This window comes from Stenotrophomonas sp. AB1(2024) (assembly GCF_037482345.1).
In the GTDB taxonomy this organism is placed as follows: domain Bacteria; phylum Pseudomonadota; class Gammaproteobacteria; order Xanthomonadales; family Xanthomonadaceae; genus Stenotrophomonas.
In genome coordinates this window covers 2,333,697-2,351,012 of record NZ_JBBHKO020000001.1, presented here as the reverse complement: position 1 = coordinate 2,351,012, position 17,316 = coordinate 2,333,697, and the positions used below count along the sequence as shown (strand labels likewise).

The following is a 17,316-nucleotide window of genomic DNA, read 5'->3' as shown; positions in this document are numbered from 1 at the left end:
TTACCATCCGGACTCGCGTTGGGGTCCATGGTGATCTGGGAGGGTTAGCCTGTGGCACAGCAACAAGATGTAGGTACGAGTAGGGCGATAAAGCGGTGGCGTTGGTGGGGTTCATGCGTTAAAGCGCCGATCGGCCGTACGGGCCGGCGTTTGGGAACCGCCGCTACCCTCTTGGCTCTGATGATCCTTCCTGGGTTTGCCTGGTCCGCTGAGTATCTGGTGCACGACTCGGCTGGGTATGCCGCCGCTACCAAGGGGCTGAAACCGGGCGATACGGTCATCCTTGCGGATGGGGTCTGGCGGGATGTGGATCTTCTGCTGACGGGGACCGGCACAATTGGTCAACCAATTCGGCTGACCGCGCAGACGCCCGGAAAAGTGATCCTGAGCGGGCAATCGCAGCTGCGGCTGGCCGGGGCCTATCTGGAGGTGTCCAACCTGGTGTTCCGCGATGGCTGGGCACCGGGCGGCGAGGTGGTGAGCTTCCGCCGCTCGTCCAGTGAATGGGCCGAACACAGCCGGGTGACCGGCATCGTCATCGATGGCTACAACAAGCCCGACCGCGCCCAGTCCGACAACTGGGTGGCCATGTACGGAAAGTTCAACCGCTTCGACCACAACCAGCTGGTGGGCAAAACCAATGCCGGTACCACCCTGGTGGTGGTGCGCAATGCCACCAGCGGGTTGGACAACCGCCACCGCATCGACCACAACTGGTTCGGGCCGCGCCCCAACCTGGGCAGCAACGGCGGCGAAACGATCCGGGTGGGCACCAGCCACGATTCGCAGTCGGCCTCCAACACCATGGTGGAGAACAACTGGTTCGAGCAGTGCGATGGCGAAGTGGAGATCGTCTCCAACAAATCCGGCGGCAACCGCTATCGCGGCAATGTGTTCATGGAATCGCGCGGCTCGATGGTGCTGCGCCACGGCCACGGCAACGTGGTGGAGCGGAACATTTTCCTGGGCAACGGCAAGCCGCATACCGGTGGCGTGCGGGTGATCAACCGCGACCAGATCGTGCGCGACAACTATTTCGAAGGCGTGGCCGGCGATGGCTTCGCCTCGGCGCTGGCGATGATGGCCGGCACCCGCGATGCACCGCTCAACCGCTACGAACAGGTGGACAACGCGACGATCAGCCACAACAGCTTCGTGCAGGTGCGCTACCTGTTCCTGGGCGCGGGGCTGGATGACGAACGCAACGCGATGCCGGTGCGCAGCAGGATCAGCGACAACCTGTTCGTCGGCGATGGCAGCACTGAGCTGCTGCGCACGCAGGGCGACCTCTCGGGTATCGCCTTCAGCGGCAATGTGCAGAGCCCGAAAGCGTCGCCGGGTTTCCCCAACGGCGTGGATGGCCGCAGCGTCACCCTGCAGCGCGCGACCAACGGCCTGCTGTATCCGCCGGCCGGCACCGGGGTGGGCGCGCCGCGCGACCTGGCGCCGATTCCCCGCGAACAGGTCGGGGTGGACTGGTACCCCAAGCAGGTCACCCGGACCGCGCTGGACAGCGGGCGCGAGCATCGCGTCGGCCCGGGCGAAGACACCTTGGTCGCCGCAGTAGCCGCCAGTGCCGCCGGCGACCGCCTGCAGCTGCAGCCCGGCGTTTACCGCATCAGCCAGGTGCTGGCGGTGGACCACCCGCTCAGCGTGGTCGGCCCGGCCAAGGGCAAGGCCACGCTGCGCTTTTCCCGACCCTCGCTGTTCGAGATCGGCCCCGGCGGTTCGCTGCGCCTGGCCGGGCTGGAGATCGACGGCAGCCTGGCGCCGGATGCGGCCGGCAATGCGGTGATCCGGGTACCGCCAGGCAGCCAGGCCTTCGATTACACGCTGGAGATCGCTGACAGCCGCATCCACGACCTGAGCAGCAACAAGGCCTTCGATGTGATCAACACCGGCAAGGGCACCCTGGCCGCGTCGATCCGCCTGCAGGGCGTGACGGTGAGCGACATCAGCGGCAGCGTGATCGCCGCCGCCGCCGAAACCGATGACCTGGGCACCTACAACGCCGAAACGGTGGACATCATCGACTCGGTCTTCCAGCGCATCGGTGGGCCCTTGGTGAACCTGTACCGTGGCGGCACCGATGAAAGCACGTTCGGCCCCGCCTTCCACCTGCGCGGCAGCCGTTTGGAAGCGGTTGGCAGCGCCGGCGACACCAGCCTGCGCCTGCACGGCGTACAACAGGCCCGCCTGAGCGACACCACCTGGCTGCGCAGTGGCCGGGTGCGTTTCACCCACCAGACCGGCGAGCCGACGCTGCGCCTGCACAACACCACGTTCACCGCTACGGCGGCGCTGCAGTCCGATATTCCAGCCGAGACTTTGCCATGACGCGTTCCACGCCCTTGATGCTGCTGCTGGCGGCTACCTTCAGCGCTGCGGCGCTGCCTGCCGCGCACGCCCAGGCGCCCAGCGCGGCCACGCGCGGTGCTGAAGCAGACAGCGCACCGGTGCTGGTTACCGCTGCACAGTGGGAGCAGATGCGCCGCGACGGCGCCAGCTACCCGATGTTCGCCAAGGAACAGGCACATGCGGAAAAGCGGGTGCGCACGATGATGAAAGCCGGCATCGACGTGCCGGTGCCCAAGGACAAGGGCGGCGGCTATACCCACGAACAACACAAGCGCAATTACCAGGCGATCCAGGCTGCGGGCGCGCTGTATCGCCTTACCGGCGACAAGGCGTATGCCAACTTCGCGCGCGATGTGCTGCTCGGCTACGCCAGTCTCTATCCCGGCCTGGGCGCGCACCCGGAAGGACGCGGGCAGATTCCCGGGCGGCTGTTCTGGCAGACCCTCAACGATTCGGTGTGGCTGGTCAATGCGGTGCAGGGCTACGACGCGATCCGCGACAGCCTCAGCGCCGACGAGCGCCGCACCATCGACGACAACGTGTTCCGGCCAATGGCGCAGTTCCTGAGCGGCAACCCGGAGAACTTCGACAAGATCCACAACCACGCCACCTGGGCGGTGGCCGCTACCGGCATGACCGGCTACGTGCTGCGCGACCCGGTACTGGTGGAACAGGCGTTGATGGGCAGCAGGCGCGATGGCAACGCCGGCTTCCTCAAGCAGGTGGACCAGCTGTTCTCGCCGGATGGCTATTACGAAGAGGGCCCTTACTACCAGCGCTATGCGCTGGCGCCCTTCATCCTGTTCGCCAACGCGGTACAGCGCAACGAACCGCAGCGCGGCATCTTCAAGCGCCGCGACGGGGTGCTGCTCAAGGCGGTGGATGCGCTGGTACAGAGCAGCTACGGCGGCTACTTCATTCCGATCAACGATGCGATCCTGGACAAGGGCCTGGATACCGAAGAACTGGTGGCGGGCATCGACATTGCCTACGCCAACACCGGCGATGCACGGTTGCTGTCGGTCGCCAAGGGCCAGAAGCGCGTGCTGCTCTCACCCGAGGGGCTGCAGGTGGCCAAGGCGCTGGCTGAAAACAAGGCCAAGCCCTTCGCCTTCGTGCCCACCCTGCTGCGCGATGGCCCCGACGGCAATGAAGGCGCGCTGGCGATCCTGCGCATGGGCGGTGAGGACGGCCAGGCATTGGTGATGAAGAACACCAAACAGGGCATGGGCCACGGCCACTTCGACAAGCTCAACTGGCTGTTCTACGACAACGGCCAGCGCGTGGTCACCGACTACGGCGCGGCCCGCTTCCTCAACATCGAAGCCAAGTCCGGCGGCATCTACCTGCCCGAGAACAACAGCTGGGCGCGCCAGACGCTGGCGCACAACACGCTGGTGGTGAACGAGCAGAGCCACTTCGGCGGCGACTGGAAGAAGGGCCAACCGCTGGCCCCTGCCCCGCTGCTGTTCGCAGTGACCGATGACACCCAGATCGTGTCGGCGCGCATGGAAGGTGCCTACGACAGCGTGGCCTTCACCCGCACCCAGGCGCTGCTCTCGCATCCCTCGCTGGGCCAGCCGGTGGTGCTGGACCTGCTGCGCGTGGACGGCAGCACGCCGGCCCGCTATGACCTGCCGCTGCACTTCAACGGCCACATCATGGAGGTGGGCTTCCAGGCGCAATCGGCCGTCACCACGCGCCCGGTGCTGGGCAAGGCCAACGGCTACCAGCACGTGTGGGTGGATGCGTCCAGCGAACCGGGCACCGAGACGCGCAGCCTGACCTGGCTGCTGGAGGGGCGCTTCTACACCTACCGCTTCGCCAGCACCGCGCCTGCGCGGGCGTTGATCGGTGAAAGCGGCGCGAACGATCCCTCGTTCAACCTGCGTCGCGAACCGATGCTGCTGCAGCGGGTGGATGGCCAGGCGTCAACCATCTTCTACGGGGTGCTGGAACCGCATGGCCAGTACGACGGCACCGCCGAAACGGTGCGTGGCGCCAACAGCCGCATCGACCGCCTGGCGCACTACCGCGGCAAGAACGCCAGCGTGCTGGTGCTGGACCTGGCCGGTGGCCAACGGCTGGCGCTGGGCATTGCCGATGATCCGTCCAAGGGCGGCAACCATGAGGTGAGTGGCGGCGACGGCCAGCGCTGGAACTGGAGCGGTGGCTGGAAGCGCTTCGATACCGCCAGCGGCAAGGACAACAAATGAACGTGACGACCCGAACCCGCTCCTACGTGCGCTGGCTGATCGTGGCGCTGATCGCGGTGGCCACGGTGATCAACTACATCGACCGCAACGCACTGGCGGTGATGTGGCCGCAGATTTCCAAGGACGTGGGCGCCACCAAGGAAGATTACGCACTGCTGGTCACGGTGTTCATGCTGTTCTACGCCGCCGGCCAGTTCGTGTTCGGTCGGCTGTTCGACATCATCGGCACCCGGCTGGGCTTTGCGCTGTCCATTGCGGTGTGGTCGATCTCGATCGCGCTGCATTCGGTCACCCACTCCATCCTGTCCTTCAGCATCGTGCGTGCGATGCTCGGCATCAGCGAAGCCGGTGCCTGGCCGGGTGCGGTGAAGGCCAACGCCGAATGGTTCCCGGCGCGCGAGCGTGCGCTGGCGCAGGGCGTGTTCAATGCCGGCGCGTCCATCGGCGCCATCATTTCCGCACCGCTGATCGCGGTGCTGTTCCTCTGGCTGGGCTGGCGCGGCACCTTCATTCTGATCGGCGCGATCGGCTTCGTCTGGCTGCTGCCCTGGCTGGTCATCTACCGCGCCGGCCCGGACAAGCACCCGTGGGTAAGCGCGGCCGAACGCGCGTTGATCCTCGATGCGCCCACCGAACAGCCGGCCGTGCCCAAGGTCGAATACGCGCCGAACGTGCGCCAGCTGCTCGGCCACCGGCAGACCTGGGGCATCCTGGCGACGCGCTTCTTCATCGACCCGATCTGGTGGCTGTTCGTCTCCTGGCTGCCGATCTACCTGGCCGACACCTTCGGTTTCGACATCAAGCAGATCGGCATCTTCGCCTGGGTGCCCTACGTGGGCGCGATGATCGGCAGCGTCGGTGGTGGCTGGTTGTCCGGCCGCCTGATCGGTGCCGGCTGGAGCGTGGACCGCGCGCGCAAATGGGTGATCACCCTGGGCGGCGCGATCATGGCGCCGGCCCTGCTCGGTGCGGTGCTGGCCACCGACCCGGTGTGGGCGGTGGTGACCATCGCCTTCGTGCTGTTCGGTTTCCAGATCGCCATCGGCAACATCCAGACGCTGCCCGGCGACATCTTCAACGGCAAGTCCGTGGGCTCGCTGGCCGGGCTGGGCGGCATGGCCGCGGTGGCCGGCACGCTGATCACCACCTGGCTGGTGCCGGTGATGACCCGCGACTCCTATGCACCCATTTTCATCCTGGTGGCGGCACTGGTGCCCGCCTCCCTGCTCGCCCTGTGGCTGGTGACCGGACGCGTCGAAAAGGTCGACGCACCGCCGCCGCGCTGAACTTCACTTTTCCCCCTCGCATCACTGGAGTACCAAATGAATCAGTTCAAGGACAAGGTGGCGATCGTCACCGGTGGCGGCCGCGATATCGGTCGTGAGATTTCGCTCAAGCTGGCTGCGGCCGGCGCCAAGGTGTGCATCAACTACGCCAACGACGAAGCCAGCGCACAGGAAACCCTGCAGCAGGTGCAGGCTGCCGGCGGCACCGCCATCGTGCACCGCGCCGATGTGACCGACCCGCAGGCCGTGGCCGGCATGGTCGCCGCCACCCAGGCCGCGTTCGGGCCGCAGATCGACGTGCTGGTCAACGTGGCCGGCGGCATGGTGCAGCGCCGCCCGCTGGCCGAGATCGACCCGGCGTTCTTCCACAAGGTGATGGACCTCAACATGAGCTCGGTCTACCTGACCACTCACGCCGTAGTGCCGCACATGCCCGAAGGTGGCGCGATCGTGAACTTCGCCTCGCAGGCCGGCCGCGATGGCGGCGGCCCGGGCGCATCGATCTATGCCACCGCCAAGGCCGCAGTGATGACCTTCACCCGCGCCATGGCCAAGGAACTGGGCCCGCGCGGCATCCGCGTCAACGCACTGTGCTGCGGCATGATCGCCACCCGCTTCCACGACGAGTTCACCAAGCCCGAAGTGCGTACCGCCGTGGCCGGCAACACCCCGCTGCGCCGCCAGGGTCGCCCGCAGGAAGCGGCCGATACCGCCGTGTACCTGGCCTCCGACGCGGCGGGCTTCATCACCGGTGCCAACGTCGACGTCAACGGCGGCACCTACTTCTCCTGATAGACCGCTGACCGCCTGGGAGGGCCGCCATGCTGCGCTGGATCACTGCACTTTCACTTGCACTTGCCACCAGCGCGGTGGCACTGCCCGCCCCGGCCCAGGTCTGGGTACCGGCCTGGACCGCCTCGCCGGCGCCCGACCGCCAGGACGGGACGCCCGAAGCACCGGTGCAGTTCGCCAACCAGACCGTTCGCCAGGACATGCGCCTGGCCAGTTCGGCCACGGCGCTGCGCTTCCGCATCAGCAATGAGCTGGGGGCTGCGCCGCTGCATATCGGCGGCGCGACCGCCCAGCGTACCGGCACGGCAACACCCGCCAAGATGGTGACCTTCAATGGCCGCAGCGAGGTGGTGGTGCCGGTGGGCGCCGCGCTGCTCAGCGACCCGGTGCCGATGACGGTGCCGGCGCTGGCCGATGTTTCGCTCACCGTGTATTTCCCCGAACCCACCCAGCCGGCCGTGCGGCGCACCGCGCTGCGCATTGCCGATGGCCGCCAGGCCGAGGTGGCCGACAAGGTGAAGCTGGCCTACCGGCAAAACGTGGTCTCGGCGGTGCTGGCCGAGCGCAGCACCACCCCGATAGTCGTGGTCGCGCTGGGCGATTCCATTACTGAGGGCGCCACCGCCACGCGCGGCAGCAACGGCGACTGGCCGGCGCTGCTGGCTGCCCGCCTGCAGCAGGCCTGCCCAGACCAGGTAGTACTGGTCAACGCCGGCATCAGCGGCAACAAAGTGATGGACCACGGTCGCAGCCACAGCGCGCTGGCCCGGCTGGACCGCGACGTGATCGCGCTGCCGCATGTGGACCGGGTGATCCTGTTCGAAGGCATCAACGATATCCGCCACGACGGCGGCACCCCGCCGGTGGCTGGCCGCAATGCCGATGACATGGTGCTGGGGTACCGCCAGGTGGCCGAGCGCCTGCACAGCAACGGCATCGGCGCCATTGCCGCGACGATCACCCCGTTCGGCGGTTCGGACCGCTACGAGCCGGTGTCCGCCGGCACCCGCACCACGCTCAATACCTGGATGCGCGGTGGCCGCAGCGGCTTCGATGCGCTGATCGATTTCGACCAGATCCTGCGCGACCCGGCCAAGCCGGAGTTCCTGCCTGAAGCGATCACCCGCGATTTCCTGCACCCCAACGATGAAGGCTACCGGCGCATGGCCGACGGCGTGGACCTGGCCCTGCTCGGCTGCAAGGCACGATGAGCACGCAGCAGTTCCAGCTGGCCACTGCGGTCAACCCGCGCTGGGACGCATTGGCGCTGGGTGAAGTGATGCTGCGTTTCGACCCCGGCGAAGGCCGCGTGCGCAACGCGCGCCAGTTCCAGGTGTGGGAGGGCGGCGGCGAGTACAACGTGGCGCGCGGGCTGAGCAGCACCTTCGGCCACCGCACGGCCGTGCTGACCGCGCTGCCGCGCAACGAGCTGGGGCTGCTGGCCCGGCAGCTGATCCAGGCAGGTGGGGTGGATACCAGCCAGATCGTGTGGCGTGACTACGACGGCATCGGCCGCAACACACGCATGGGGCTGAACTTCACCGAGCGCGGGTTCGGTGTGCGCGCGCCGCTGGGCGTGTCCGATCGTGCGTACTCCGCCGCCTCCCAGCTGCAGGCCGATGAGCTCGACTGGGGCACGTTGTTCGGCGTGCACGGGGTGCGCTGGCTGCACACCGGTGGGATCTTCGCGGCCTTGTCCGAACACAGCGCGCAGACCGCCATTGCCGCCGTGCGGGCTGCACGCCGGCACGGGGTAGCGGTGTCCTACGACCTCAACTACCGCGCCAGCCTGTGGAACAGCCACCCGGATCCGGACGCGGCACGGCACGCCAACTGCGCCATCGCCGCCGAGTGCGACCTGCTCATTGGCGATGAGTACTCGTTCGCGGCCTGCCTGGGCATGGACCTGGCCGACCTGGGCCGGCGCGAGACACCGATGGATGTGGGACCGGCCGATGCAGCCGCGCTGCGGGCGCTGGAGCGTTTCCCGAACCTGCAGGCGGTGGCGTTCACCCTGCGCGATGCCAGCAACGCGGCCCGCAATGGCTGGGCCGGCGCGCTGCGCAACCGCCAGGCGTTGTTCGTCTCCGCCGCGCGCGAGGTGGACCTGCTGGACCGGGTGGGCGGCGGCGATGCCTTCGTGGCCGGCGTGGTGCACGCCCTGCTGGAAGGCCTGGGCGAACAGGCGGCGGTGGAGCTGGGCGCCGCGCATGGCGCATTGGCGATGTCCACGCCGGGCGATGCCGCGTGTACCAGCGGCGAGGAAGTGGAAGCGGTAGCGCGCGGCGAGGGCGCCGCCGCGCGCCGTTGAAGAGCCCGGATCAGCGCGGCGTTGAAAGCCGCGCCAACCCTTCGGTGGCCGAGCGGGTGAGCGGCGCGGGCAGCGCGCCCGGCGGGAACCAGTCCAGCGCAAGGATCGTGTCGGGCTCCAGCAACGTGGCCTGCGCGTCATCCAGCGTGCGCGCGAGATAGACCGGGGCCACCCAGTGCTGCCCCAGCTCGGGTTCAAAGTGGTCCACCACGCACAGCAGGCGCACTACCGCTACATGCAGCCCGGTTTCTTCCCGCACTTCGCGGACCACGGTGTCTTCCACCTTCTCCATCCAATCGACCTTGCCGCCGGGCAGGCCCCAGTGGCCCTGCTCGGGTGGACGCCCGCGCTTGACCAGCAGGACGGCCCCATCGGCGCGCTGGATGACGGCACCACAGCCGACGCGAGGGTGTTGCAGTGGGGTCGGCTGGGACATGGGGTTCTCCGGGGGGCGGAGGCATTATCGCCTGCGGGCCCGCGACCACCAACGGTGGCCGCCTACCGGTGTGGTGGTGGGTACCGACCGTTGGTCGGTACGCCTTTCGCGCCCACAAAAAAGGCCCGGCAATGTGCCGGGCCCCTTTCGCTGCGCCGGTCAGGCACGCAGCAGAACGATCAGACGCCGCTTACCAGCTGAAGCGCGGGCCGACCGACCATTCCTTGTCACCGTGGCGATCCATCTTGATATCGCCGTTGATGCCCCAGTTCTGGTTCAACTTCACCTGGCCACCCAGGCGGCCGTAGAACTGGCCATCCGGATTGATGCCGTGCTTCTTGCTGTAATCCTCGTAACCGGCCATCGCGTAGACTTCGGCATGCTGGCCGAACGCGGTGCGGATACCGGCTTCAGCGCTGTAGCCGTTGAAGTCCAGGCCTTCCTTCGGGTCGAACTTGTTGTAGGCAACGCGGCCCACGAAGTCGGTGCTGGTGGCGATTTCGTGGTTGTAGCCCACGCCCACGCGCCACTGGTCAACCTTGAAGTTGCCGATATCGGTCTTCTGCTGGTTGTATTCACCAAACGCGTGGAAGTTCGGCAGGAAGCCGTACGAACCCTTCACACCCCAACCATCGGCCTTGCCACCATCGGCATCGGTCTTGACGTAATCGCCTTCGGCGTAGTTGTAGGACAGGCCTTCAGCAGCCGAAGCGCCGAACGGCAGAGCGGCGGCAAGCGCCAGAGCAATCAGGGAAGTCTTCATGGGGGTACACCTTTTCTGTTGTTTCATTCGTGCAGTGGCACAAGCGGCTGCTGCAGCGGGAATGTAAATTCTCCGTTATTCGACACAACGCGCCCTGAAGTTAGCCGCTTTCGGCCCAGCGGATTTTTGGCAACCATTCAGACGCGCCGTGCGATACACGCGCGCGCTGCATTTTTCATGTGTTGAAGGCGTGCATTCGCCAAGCACGATGAACCGCGCGTTTACGACGCGCGCGCTCTGAGGGTGGGTGTTGATGACACAGGGAATGCACGGGCGCTGGTAATGCCGACGACTGTCGGGCAGCGAAAGGAATCCGGTCACGACGATACCCTTGCGGGGCGTCACGCGCTGGGGAAGCCGCTCTTGGGGAGTAGTCGGCTAACGCGTCCATCTTCCGGATTACACCGGTTGACGCAGCTCTGGCGTCATACCGCAGGACCCTTGGAGAGCGTCCTGCCCGGCTTCAACATCTTGATGTGAATACAGGCACGGGGATATAAGAATGTTCCTCACTGTTGTTAGGATTTTTCTGACCATGCCTTCGCTGCAGCGCAGCGAATGTTCGCGTTAACTCGTTGATTATCCTGGCCGTTACGCCGAAAGAACACCGTCATCACCGCGCCAACGCTGCGACGCGTGCATTGTCGATTTCCCGCCCCCCCACGCGTCGTACTCTTGAAGGTGCCCATTGTGGTGCACCGGTTACCGGAGGCTGCAGATGTCCTATATCGACGGTTTCGTATTGGCCGTACCCACCGCCAACAAAGACAAATTCATCAAGCACGCCAACGAAGGCGACTCGGTGTTCATCGAATTCGGTGCGCTGCGCGTGGTCGAATGCTGGGGCGATGACGTGCCCGAAGGCAAGCAGACCGACTTCTTCCGCTCCGTGAAAGCGGAGAAGGATGAGACCGTGGTGTTCTCGTGGATTGAATGGCCTGACAAAGCCACACGCGATGCCGGCATGAAAAAGATGATGGAGGATCCACGCATGGATCCGGAGAAGAATCCGATGCCGTTCGACGGCAAGCGGATGATCTACGGCGGCTTCGTGCCGATCGTGGAGTTGAACAACAAGAAGTAGCCGCTGTCGTGGGCAGGAACGATGGCATAGGCAGCCACCGCCTGGCTCAGCGCGCGTGGCTGCCGTCGTCGTCCGCGCCGTGGCCCATGCCCATCCCGCCGCCCCCCATGCCGCCCATTCCAGCGCCCCCGCCGCCCTTCCCGCCGGCGCGGTCGCCGGCTTCGGCCTTGCCTTTGGCACCACCGGCCGCGGGCCGGGCCGGCCCCTGGCGGGGAATGGCGACGCTGGTGGGAATGGGCGCCAGATCCAGCGCTTCGCGGATGAAGTCGCGCAGCGACACCACCAGTTCGGCTGTCGGCACGGCGCGGCCGGCCGCCAGTTCGTTGGCGGCGTGAGCGGCCAGCCGTACCTGGTCATCAGTGCCCAACAGCACGATATCCGACAGCGCCGCCTCCACCGCATCGCGGATCCGGCGCGCGCGGTCGCTGCCGGTACTGATCGGCAGGTCCAAGGCATCGTCAGTGTCGGCAGGCGGTGGGCGCAGGTCGCGCAGATGCCGCGGATCGACATGCAGCGCGCCGGTGAACGAACCACCCAGGGTCTTGTAGGCAGCGATCAGCGTACGCAGCCGCTCATTGATCTGCCGGTTCTCGCGCTCACGCCGCTGCTGCAGGGTCTGCATGAACAGCAGGCGGATGCCCACGCCGATCAGGGTGATCACCGCCAGCCCGACCAGGGTCGAGAGCATGGCCTGCCAGGAGCTGAAGTCCAGGTTGCGCATCGGTTTTGGCGAACTCCCTGTCGCGCTGGGGAAACGGTACCCGCCTTTTAACGGACACCACGTTGGTACCGCGTGTTCGCAGCAACGTTCAGCCGCACTTGGAATACCCGCAGTTCAAACAGGTGGCACAGCCATCCATGATCACCAGCGCCTTGGTGTTGCACTTGTGGCACATGCTGGCGCTGGGCGGGAAGCTGGCACCGTCGCCAGTGATGGCGAGGTCTTCCTCGTGGTTGGCGGTGCTGCTGGACGACGCGGCGCTGGCGCCCTGCCTCCCGCGGTCTTCGTACTGGCGGCGCTTCTCGGTGATCAGCGCGCGTTGCGCAGCGCTCAGCTCCGGGTCGTGCAGCAGGCCGATGGACTTGAGGTGGTCCTCGACGATGCTGCCCAGTTCGGCCACCAGCGAGGGCATGTAGATGCCGCCGGTCTTGTAGTAGCCACCGCGCGGGTCGAAGACCGCTTTCATCTCTTCGACCAGGAAGGTCACGTCCCCGCCCTTGCGGAACACGGCGGACATGATCCGGGTGAGCGCAACGATCCACTGGAAGTGCTCCATCGACTTGGAGTTGATGAACACCTCGAACGGGCGGCGCAGCTCATGTTCGGTGCCCGGGTTGAGCACGATGTCGTTGATGGTCACGTAGAAGGCGTGTTCCACCAGCGGCGATTTGATCTTGTAGGTGTTGCCGACCAGGACGTCGGGGCGTTCGATGCGCTCGTGCATCTGCACGATGTCGTTGGCGGCGTCCGGGAGCGGGGCAGCGGCAGCCGCTGCCTGGCGCGTCTTCTCCTCGGGGGTGACGACGGCGTAACCGGTAATCTTCTGATCGATCCTGACAGCCATGCTGCTTGTCCTCGGTGCGCTTGCAGGGAGTAACCCTCTACGACCGGTCCACGGCGCCCGCCCGGGGGCAGGCGCCGTGCATGACCTGCTTACTTGCGGGCGCGCTTGGCCGGGGCCTTGCGGGCCACGGTCTTGGCGGCGCGCTTGGCCGGTGCAGCCTTGCGGGCGACCGACTTGCGGGCAACAGCGGTCTTCTTGCCGACGACCTTCCTGGTGGCGGCCGACTTCCTGGCCACAGCCTTCTTGGCGGTGGCAACCTTCTTGCCCACGACCTTCTTGGCGGCGGCGGTCTTCCTGGTCACGGCCTTCTTGGCGGTGGCCGACTTCCTGGCCACAGCCTTCTTGGCGGTGGCAACCTTCTTGCCCACGACCTTCTTGGCGGCGGCGGTCTTCCTGGTCACGGCCTTCTTGGCGGTGGCCGACTTCCTGGCCACAGCCTTCTTGGCGGTAGCGACCTTCTTGCCCACGACCTTCTTGGCGGTGGCGGTCTTCCTGGTCACGGCCTTCTTGGTGGTGGCCGACTTCCTGGCCACAGCCTTCTTGGCGGTAGCGACCTTCTTGCCCACGACCTTCTTGGCGGTGGCGGTCTTCCTGGTCACGGCCTTCTTGGCGGTGGCGACCTTCTTGGCGGCGACCTTCTTGGCGGCTTTGGTGGTCTTGGTCACGGCCTTTTCGGCGGCAGCCTTCTTCTTGGCAACCTGCTTCTTCAGCGCGGCAGCCTCGGCCTTGGCGTTGCTCTTGGCCGCTTCCAGCTTCTTCCTGGCGCTGGCCACGGTCTTGCCAACCGACTTGGCGGCCTTGTCGGCCTTCTTGGCGACGGTCTTCTCGGCCTTCTTGACGGCCTTCTTGACCTTGGCAACCTGGGTGGTGGCAACCTTGCGCGCGCGCTTGGCGGTCTTCTTCACCGAGGCCACCACTTCTTCAGCGGTGTGGGCGATGGTCTCGCCGACGTTGCCGGCGGTCTCTTTCACGTTTTCGACGCCCTGCGACAGCGTCGCGGTCACACCATTTCCGTTGCTCATGTTTTGCCTCCTGAGGGGCCAGTCAGTGATTTCGCTGGCGATGCTATACCGGCGCGGTCGATCGTGGAACGGTCTTGTCGCAGCCCATGAGCCGCCTTTGTGCTTGGTCGGTTGCCGGCACGGAAGTGGCGCTGGTCCACAGCACGTGGAAAACCCCTTGAAAACAGCCTCTGTCGCGTAATCAGAACTTGCCGTAATAGCCTTCCTTGAGCGCGTCGAACAGGTTCGCGGCGGTATGCAGTTCGCCGTCATACTCGATCTGTTCGTTGCCCTTTACCTCCACAACTGCGCCGTCCTGAAGTTCGAACCGGTAGGTGGTGTTCTCCAGATCGGCCTCCTTGACCAGCACGCCCTGGAAGGCGGCGGGGTTGAAACGGAACGTGGTGCAGCCCTTCAAACCCTGCGCGTGGGCGTAGCGGTAGATGTCCTTGAACTGCTCATAGGGATAGTCGGTGGGAACGTTGGCGGTCTTGGAAATGGAGCTGTCCACCCATTTCTGGGCGGCGGCCTGGACATCCACGTGGGCCTTGGGCGAGATGTCGTCGGCGGCGACGAAGTAGTCCGGCAGGCGGGCGCTGTCGTCATCGGCGAACGGCATCGCCTGCGGGTTCACCAGGTGCCGGTAGGCCAGCAGCTCGTAGGAAAACACGTCCACCTTCTCCTTGCTTTTGCGCCCCTCGCGGATGACATTGCGGCTGTAGTGGTGGGCGAACGACGGTTCAATGCCGTTGGAGGCGTTGTTGGCCAGCGACAGGCTGATGGTGCCGGTGGGGGCGATGGAGCTGTGGTGGGTGAAGCGGGCGCCGATCCCGGCCAGGTCCTCCACCAGCTCCGGGGCCACGCTGGCAATGCGCTGCATGTAGCGGCTGTAGCGGGCGTGCAGCACCTTGCCCTCGATCTGCTGGCCTGCCCGCCAGCCATCGCCGGCCATTTCCGGGCGTTGGCGCAGCATGGCGGCGGTGACCTCGAAGGTTTCCTGCATGATCGGCGCCGGCCCCTTTTCACGGGCCAGGCTGAGCGCGGTCTCCCAGCCGGCCACGGCCATCTCGCGGGCGATGGCCTCGGTGAAGTCGCAGGCGTCAGCCTCGCCGTACTTCATGCGCAGCATGGCCAGGGTCGAGCCCAGGCCCAGGAAGCCCATGCCGTGCCGGCGCTTGCGCAGGATTTCCTGGCGCTGCTGCTCCAGCGGCAGGCCGTTGACCTCCACCACGTTGTCGAGCATGCGGGTGAACACCCGCACCACCTCTTTGTATTCGTCCCAGTCAAACCGGGCCTGCGCGGTGAACGGGTCGCGCACGAACCGGGTGAGGTTGACCGAACCAAGCAGGCAGGCGCCATACGGGGGCAAGGGCTGTTCGCCGCAGTTGTGGGCATGCAGGCCGTTGCCGTCGAAGCAGTGGATGCCGGGGACCTGGACGTCGTAGACGTCTTCCACCCCGTCCGGATCCACGCTTTCCACGGTGGCGACGAAGCGGCTGCGGTTTAGCGCGCGGCGGTAGGCGGCCAGCGTCCGGGTCAGGCGCGCGGCCTTGTCGGTGTCGGCGAACCCGATCAGCGCGTCGTAGCGGGCCACGCCTTCGCCGCTGATTACCAAGTCGAACTGGGCCAACGTGGGGTGGGCACGCTGGCCACCGCGACCATCAGGCAGAACCGAGTGCCCGGCTTCGCCGCGCGCGTAGAGGGTGCTGGGGATGCCCAGCCGGAGCAGCATGCGCTGCACGGCCTCCAGCCGCGGGCGATCAGACTGCGCCAACCGGACGGATACGCCCTTGCCTTGGCTGCCCTGCACACTGCCGTCGGCGTCGAACAGGCCGCGCAGGAAGCCACGGCAGGCATCGCTGGAAAGTTTTTCCAGAGCAGGGGTGATCGGATTGTGGCCCGGGAACATGCCCAGCTGCTGGGCAAGATCGCGCAGCGCGGCTGACGTCAGGCGCCACTCGTTTCGCCCCTTCACTTCCGACCAGCCAGCAAAGTCGGAGCGGTGCGACAGGGTTCGCGTGCAGCGGATTACTTCATCCATCAGCGCGCGGGTCCCTGCGGTAGGCACTCCCGGGTCGCCATTGGCAACCGCCGCCTGACACCACACCGAGAGGACGGCCCCATCTTGTTTGAGAGTCCCGTCGCCGACCAGACACCCCAGCAGGTAGCCCTGCTCATGCGCCAGCGCGCCCGGCCAGTGCGGCGCCGCACGATGGTCCTGCAGCAGCACCTCATCCCCCGCCTGCAGCTGGCCCGCCTCGCACCATTCGCTCTGCACCACCCAGCGCGTGCGCGCAGTAACGCGGCGAACCCGATGATCGGCAGTCAGCCGCAGCCGATGGCCTTCGCGGGTCTGCAGGGCGAGTACCGGCTTGCGCGCAGTGAGGAAAAACCCAGCCTCGGTAGTGGCATGGTCCTGGCCATCCACGCGCGCCTGGAACCCCCGTCCAATCAGCTCGGCCACCTGGCGCGGCCCGTCGGCGGTGTGCACCCAGGTATCGGCGGTGACGCAGGGATTGGTGGCGCGGATGTCCTCGCACCACCAGTTGTTGTTCATTTCGTTGACCCGGTCGATCAGGATGAAGCCCGGCTCGGCATAGTCATAGGTGGACACCATGATCATGTCCCACAGGTGCCGGGCGCGGATCTGGCCGTACACGCGGCAGGCCACCAAGCCATCCTCGCGGACCACATAGTCGCGGTGGGTGGGCCAATCGCGCCACTGCACGGCGGCCGGGTCCTCCAGGTCGAACTCGCCGGCCTCGTGGCGGCTCAGCGGGAACACCAGCGGCCATTCGGCATCATCGTCCACGGCCTGCATGAAGCCATCGGTGATCAGCAGCGACAGGTTGAACTGGCGCAGCCGGCCGTCTTCGCGCTTGGCCCGGATGAAATCGCGCACGTCGGGATGGGAGACATCGAAGGTGCCCATCTGCGCGCCGCGGCGCCCGCCGGCCGAGGAGATGGTGAAACACATCTTGTCGAAGATATCCATGAAGGACATCGGCCCGGAGGTGTGTGCGCCGGCGCCGGCCACGAACGCACCGCGCGGGCGCAGGGTGCTGAACTCATAACCGATGCCGCAACCGGCCTTGAGGGTCAGGCCGGCTTCGTGGACCTTCTGCAGGATGCCGTCCATCGAATCTTCGAGGGTGCCCGAGACGGTGCAGTTGATCGTGCTGGTGGCCGGCTTGTGCGCCTGCGCACCGGCGTTGGAAATGATGCGGCCGGCGGGAATGGCGCCGTGGCGCAGCGCCCAGGTGAAGCGCTCGCGCCAGTGCTGGCGCTTCTCCCCGGTGAGTTCGGCATCGGCCAGGGCCTGCGCCACGCGCAGGTAGGTGGCGTCGATATCGGCATCCAGCACCTGGCCCTGCTTGGTCTTGAGCCGGTACTTCTTGTCCCAGATGTCCTGCGAGGCCGGCTGCAGCGGTACCTCGCCGGTAGCCGGTTCCAAGGAATTCACGTCCGTTTGCACCGTGCGCATTCGAGGCAGGCTCCATCGCG

Annotated in this window: 13 protein-coding genes; 7 read left to right on the top strand and 6 right to left on the bottom strand. The window is 66.4% G+C overall.

Features of this window, described 5'->3' with window-relative positions; translation table 11 throughout:
- Positions 1-180: 180 nt before the first annotated feature.
- Genes WIX41_RS10750 through WIX41_RS10725 form a run of 6 tightly spaced genes read left to right on the top strand, consistent with a single transcriptional unit; the run spans position 181 to position 8,963 of the window.
- Positions 181-2,337: a polysaccharide lyase 6 family protein gene (locus WIX41_RS10750; protein WP_339447380.1), complete on the top strand. Its 2,157-nt coding sequence runs from the start codon at positions 181-183 to the stop codon at positions 2,335-2,337.
- On the top strand, positions 2,334-4,574 hold the full coding sequence (locus WIX41_RS10745; protein WP_339447379.1) for an oligoalginate lyase: 2,241 nt from the start codon (positions 2,334-2,336) through the stop codon (positions 4,572-4,574). The genes WIX41_RS10750 and WIX41_RS10745 overlap by 4 nt, the downstream gene beginning before the upstream one ends.
- A complete protein-coding gene (locus WIX41_RS10740) occupies positions 4,571-5,860 on the top strand; it encodes an MFS transporter (RefSeq protein WP_339447378.1) in 1,290 nt (429 codons plus the stop codon). Before WIX41_RS10745 ends, WIX41_RS10740 begins: the two co-directional genes overlap by 4 nt.
- 36 nt (positions 5,861-5,896) lie before the next feature.
- The gene (locus tag WIX41_RS10735; protein ID WP_339447377.1) at positions 5,897-6,652 is read left to right on the top strand and encodes an SDR family NAD(P)-dependent oxidoreductase; all 756 of its coding nucleotides are present in this window, start codon (positions 5,897-5,899) and stop codon (positions 6,650-6,652) included.
- A gap of 29 nt (positions 6,653-6,681) precedes the next feature.
- Positions 6,682-7,863, top strand: coding sequence for a GDSL-type esterase/lipase family protein (locus WIX41_RS10730; RefSeq protein ID WP_339447375.1), 1,182 nt, complete (start codon positions 6,682-6,684; stop codon positions 7,861-7,863).
- Entirely contained in the window at positions 7,860-8,963 is a 1,104-nt protein-coding gene (locus WIX41_RS10725; RefSeq protein WP_339447373.1) for a sugar kinase, read from the top strand. The genes WIX41_RS10730 and WIX41_RS10725 overlap by 4 nt, the downstream gene beginning before the upstream one ends.
- Positions 8,964-8,973: 10 nt before the next feature.
- Here the strand turns inward: WIX41_RS10725 and WIX41_RS10720 are convergent, their stop codons facing one another.
- Positions 8,974-9,399, bottom strand: a complete 426-nt coding sequence (locus WIX41_RS10720; protein WP_409187366.1) for an NUDIX domain-containing protein — start codon at positions 9,397-9,399, stop codon at positions 8,974-8,976.
- A 190-nt stretch (positions 9,400-9,589) separates the two neighbouring features.
- Positions 9,590-10,162 (bottom strand): Ax21 family protein, encoded by a 573-nt coding sequence (locus WIX41_RS10715; RefSeq protein ID WP_068848647.1) that lies wholly within the window; start codon positions 10,160-10,162, stop codon positions 9,590-9,592.
- A 718-nt stretch (positions 10,163-10,880) separates the two neighbouring features.
- Between WIX41_RS10715 and WIX41_RS10710 the strand changes: the two genes are divergently transcribed.
- A complete protein-coding gene (locus WIX41_RS10710; protein ID WP_339447372.1) occupies positions 10,881-11,246 on the top strand; it encodes a DUF1428 domain-containing protein in 366 nt (121 codons plus the stop codon).
- Positions 11,247-11,292: 46 nt separating this feature from the next.
- Here the strand turns inward: WIX41_RS10710 and WIX41_RS10705 are convergent, their stop codons facing one another.
- The 4 genes from WIX41_RS10705 to WIX41_RS10690 all read right to left on the bottom strand — a co-directional run bounded on the left by WIX41_RS10705 (position 11,293) and on the right by WIX41_RS10690 (position 17,296).
- Complete coding sequence (locus WIX41_RS10705) at positions 11,293-11,967, bottom strand: hypothetical protein (RefSeq protein WP_339447370.1); 675 nt, start codon at positions 11,965-11,967, stop codon at positions 11,293-11,295.
- Positions 11,968-12,055: 88 nt separating this feature from the next.
- On the bottom strand, positions 12,056-12,811 hold the full coding sequence (locus WIX41_RS10700; RefSeq protein ID WP_339447369.1) for a hypothetical protein: 756 nt from the start codon (positions 12,809-12,811) through the stop codon (positions 12,056-12,058).
- A gap of 89 nt (positions 12,812-12,900) precedes the next feature.
- Complete coding sequence (locus WIX41_RS10695; RefSeq protein ID WP_339447368.1) at positions 12,901-13,833, bottom strand: hypothetical protein; 933 nt, start codon at positions 13,831-13,833, stop codon at positions 12,901-12,903.
- Between the two features lie 181 nt (positions 13,834-14,014).
- The gene (locus tag WIX41_RS10690) at positions 14,015-17,296 is read right to left on the bottom strand and encodes an LAGLIDADG family homing endonuclease (protein ID WP_409187365.1); all 3,282 of its coding nucleotides are present in this window, start codon (positions 17,294-17,296) and stop codon (positions 14,015-14,017) included.
- Positions 17,297-17,316: the final 20 nt, after the last annotated feature.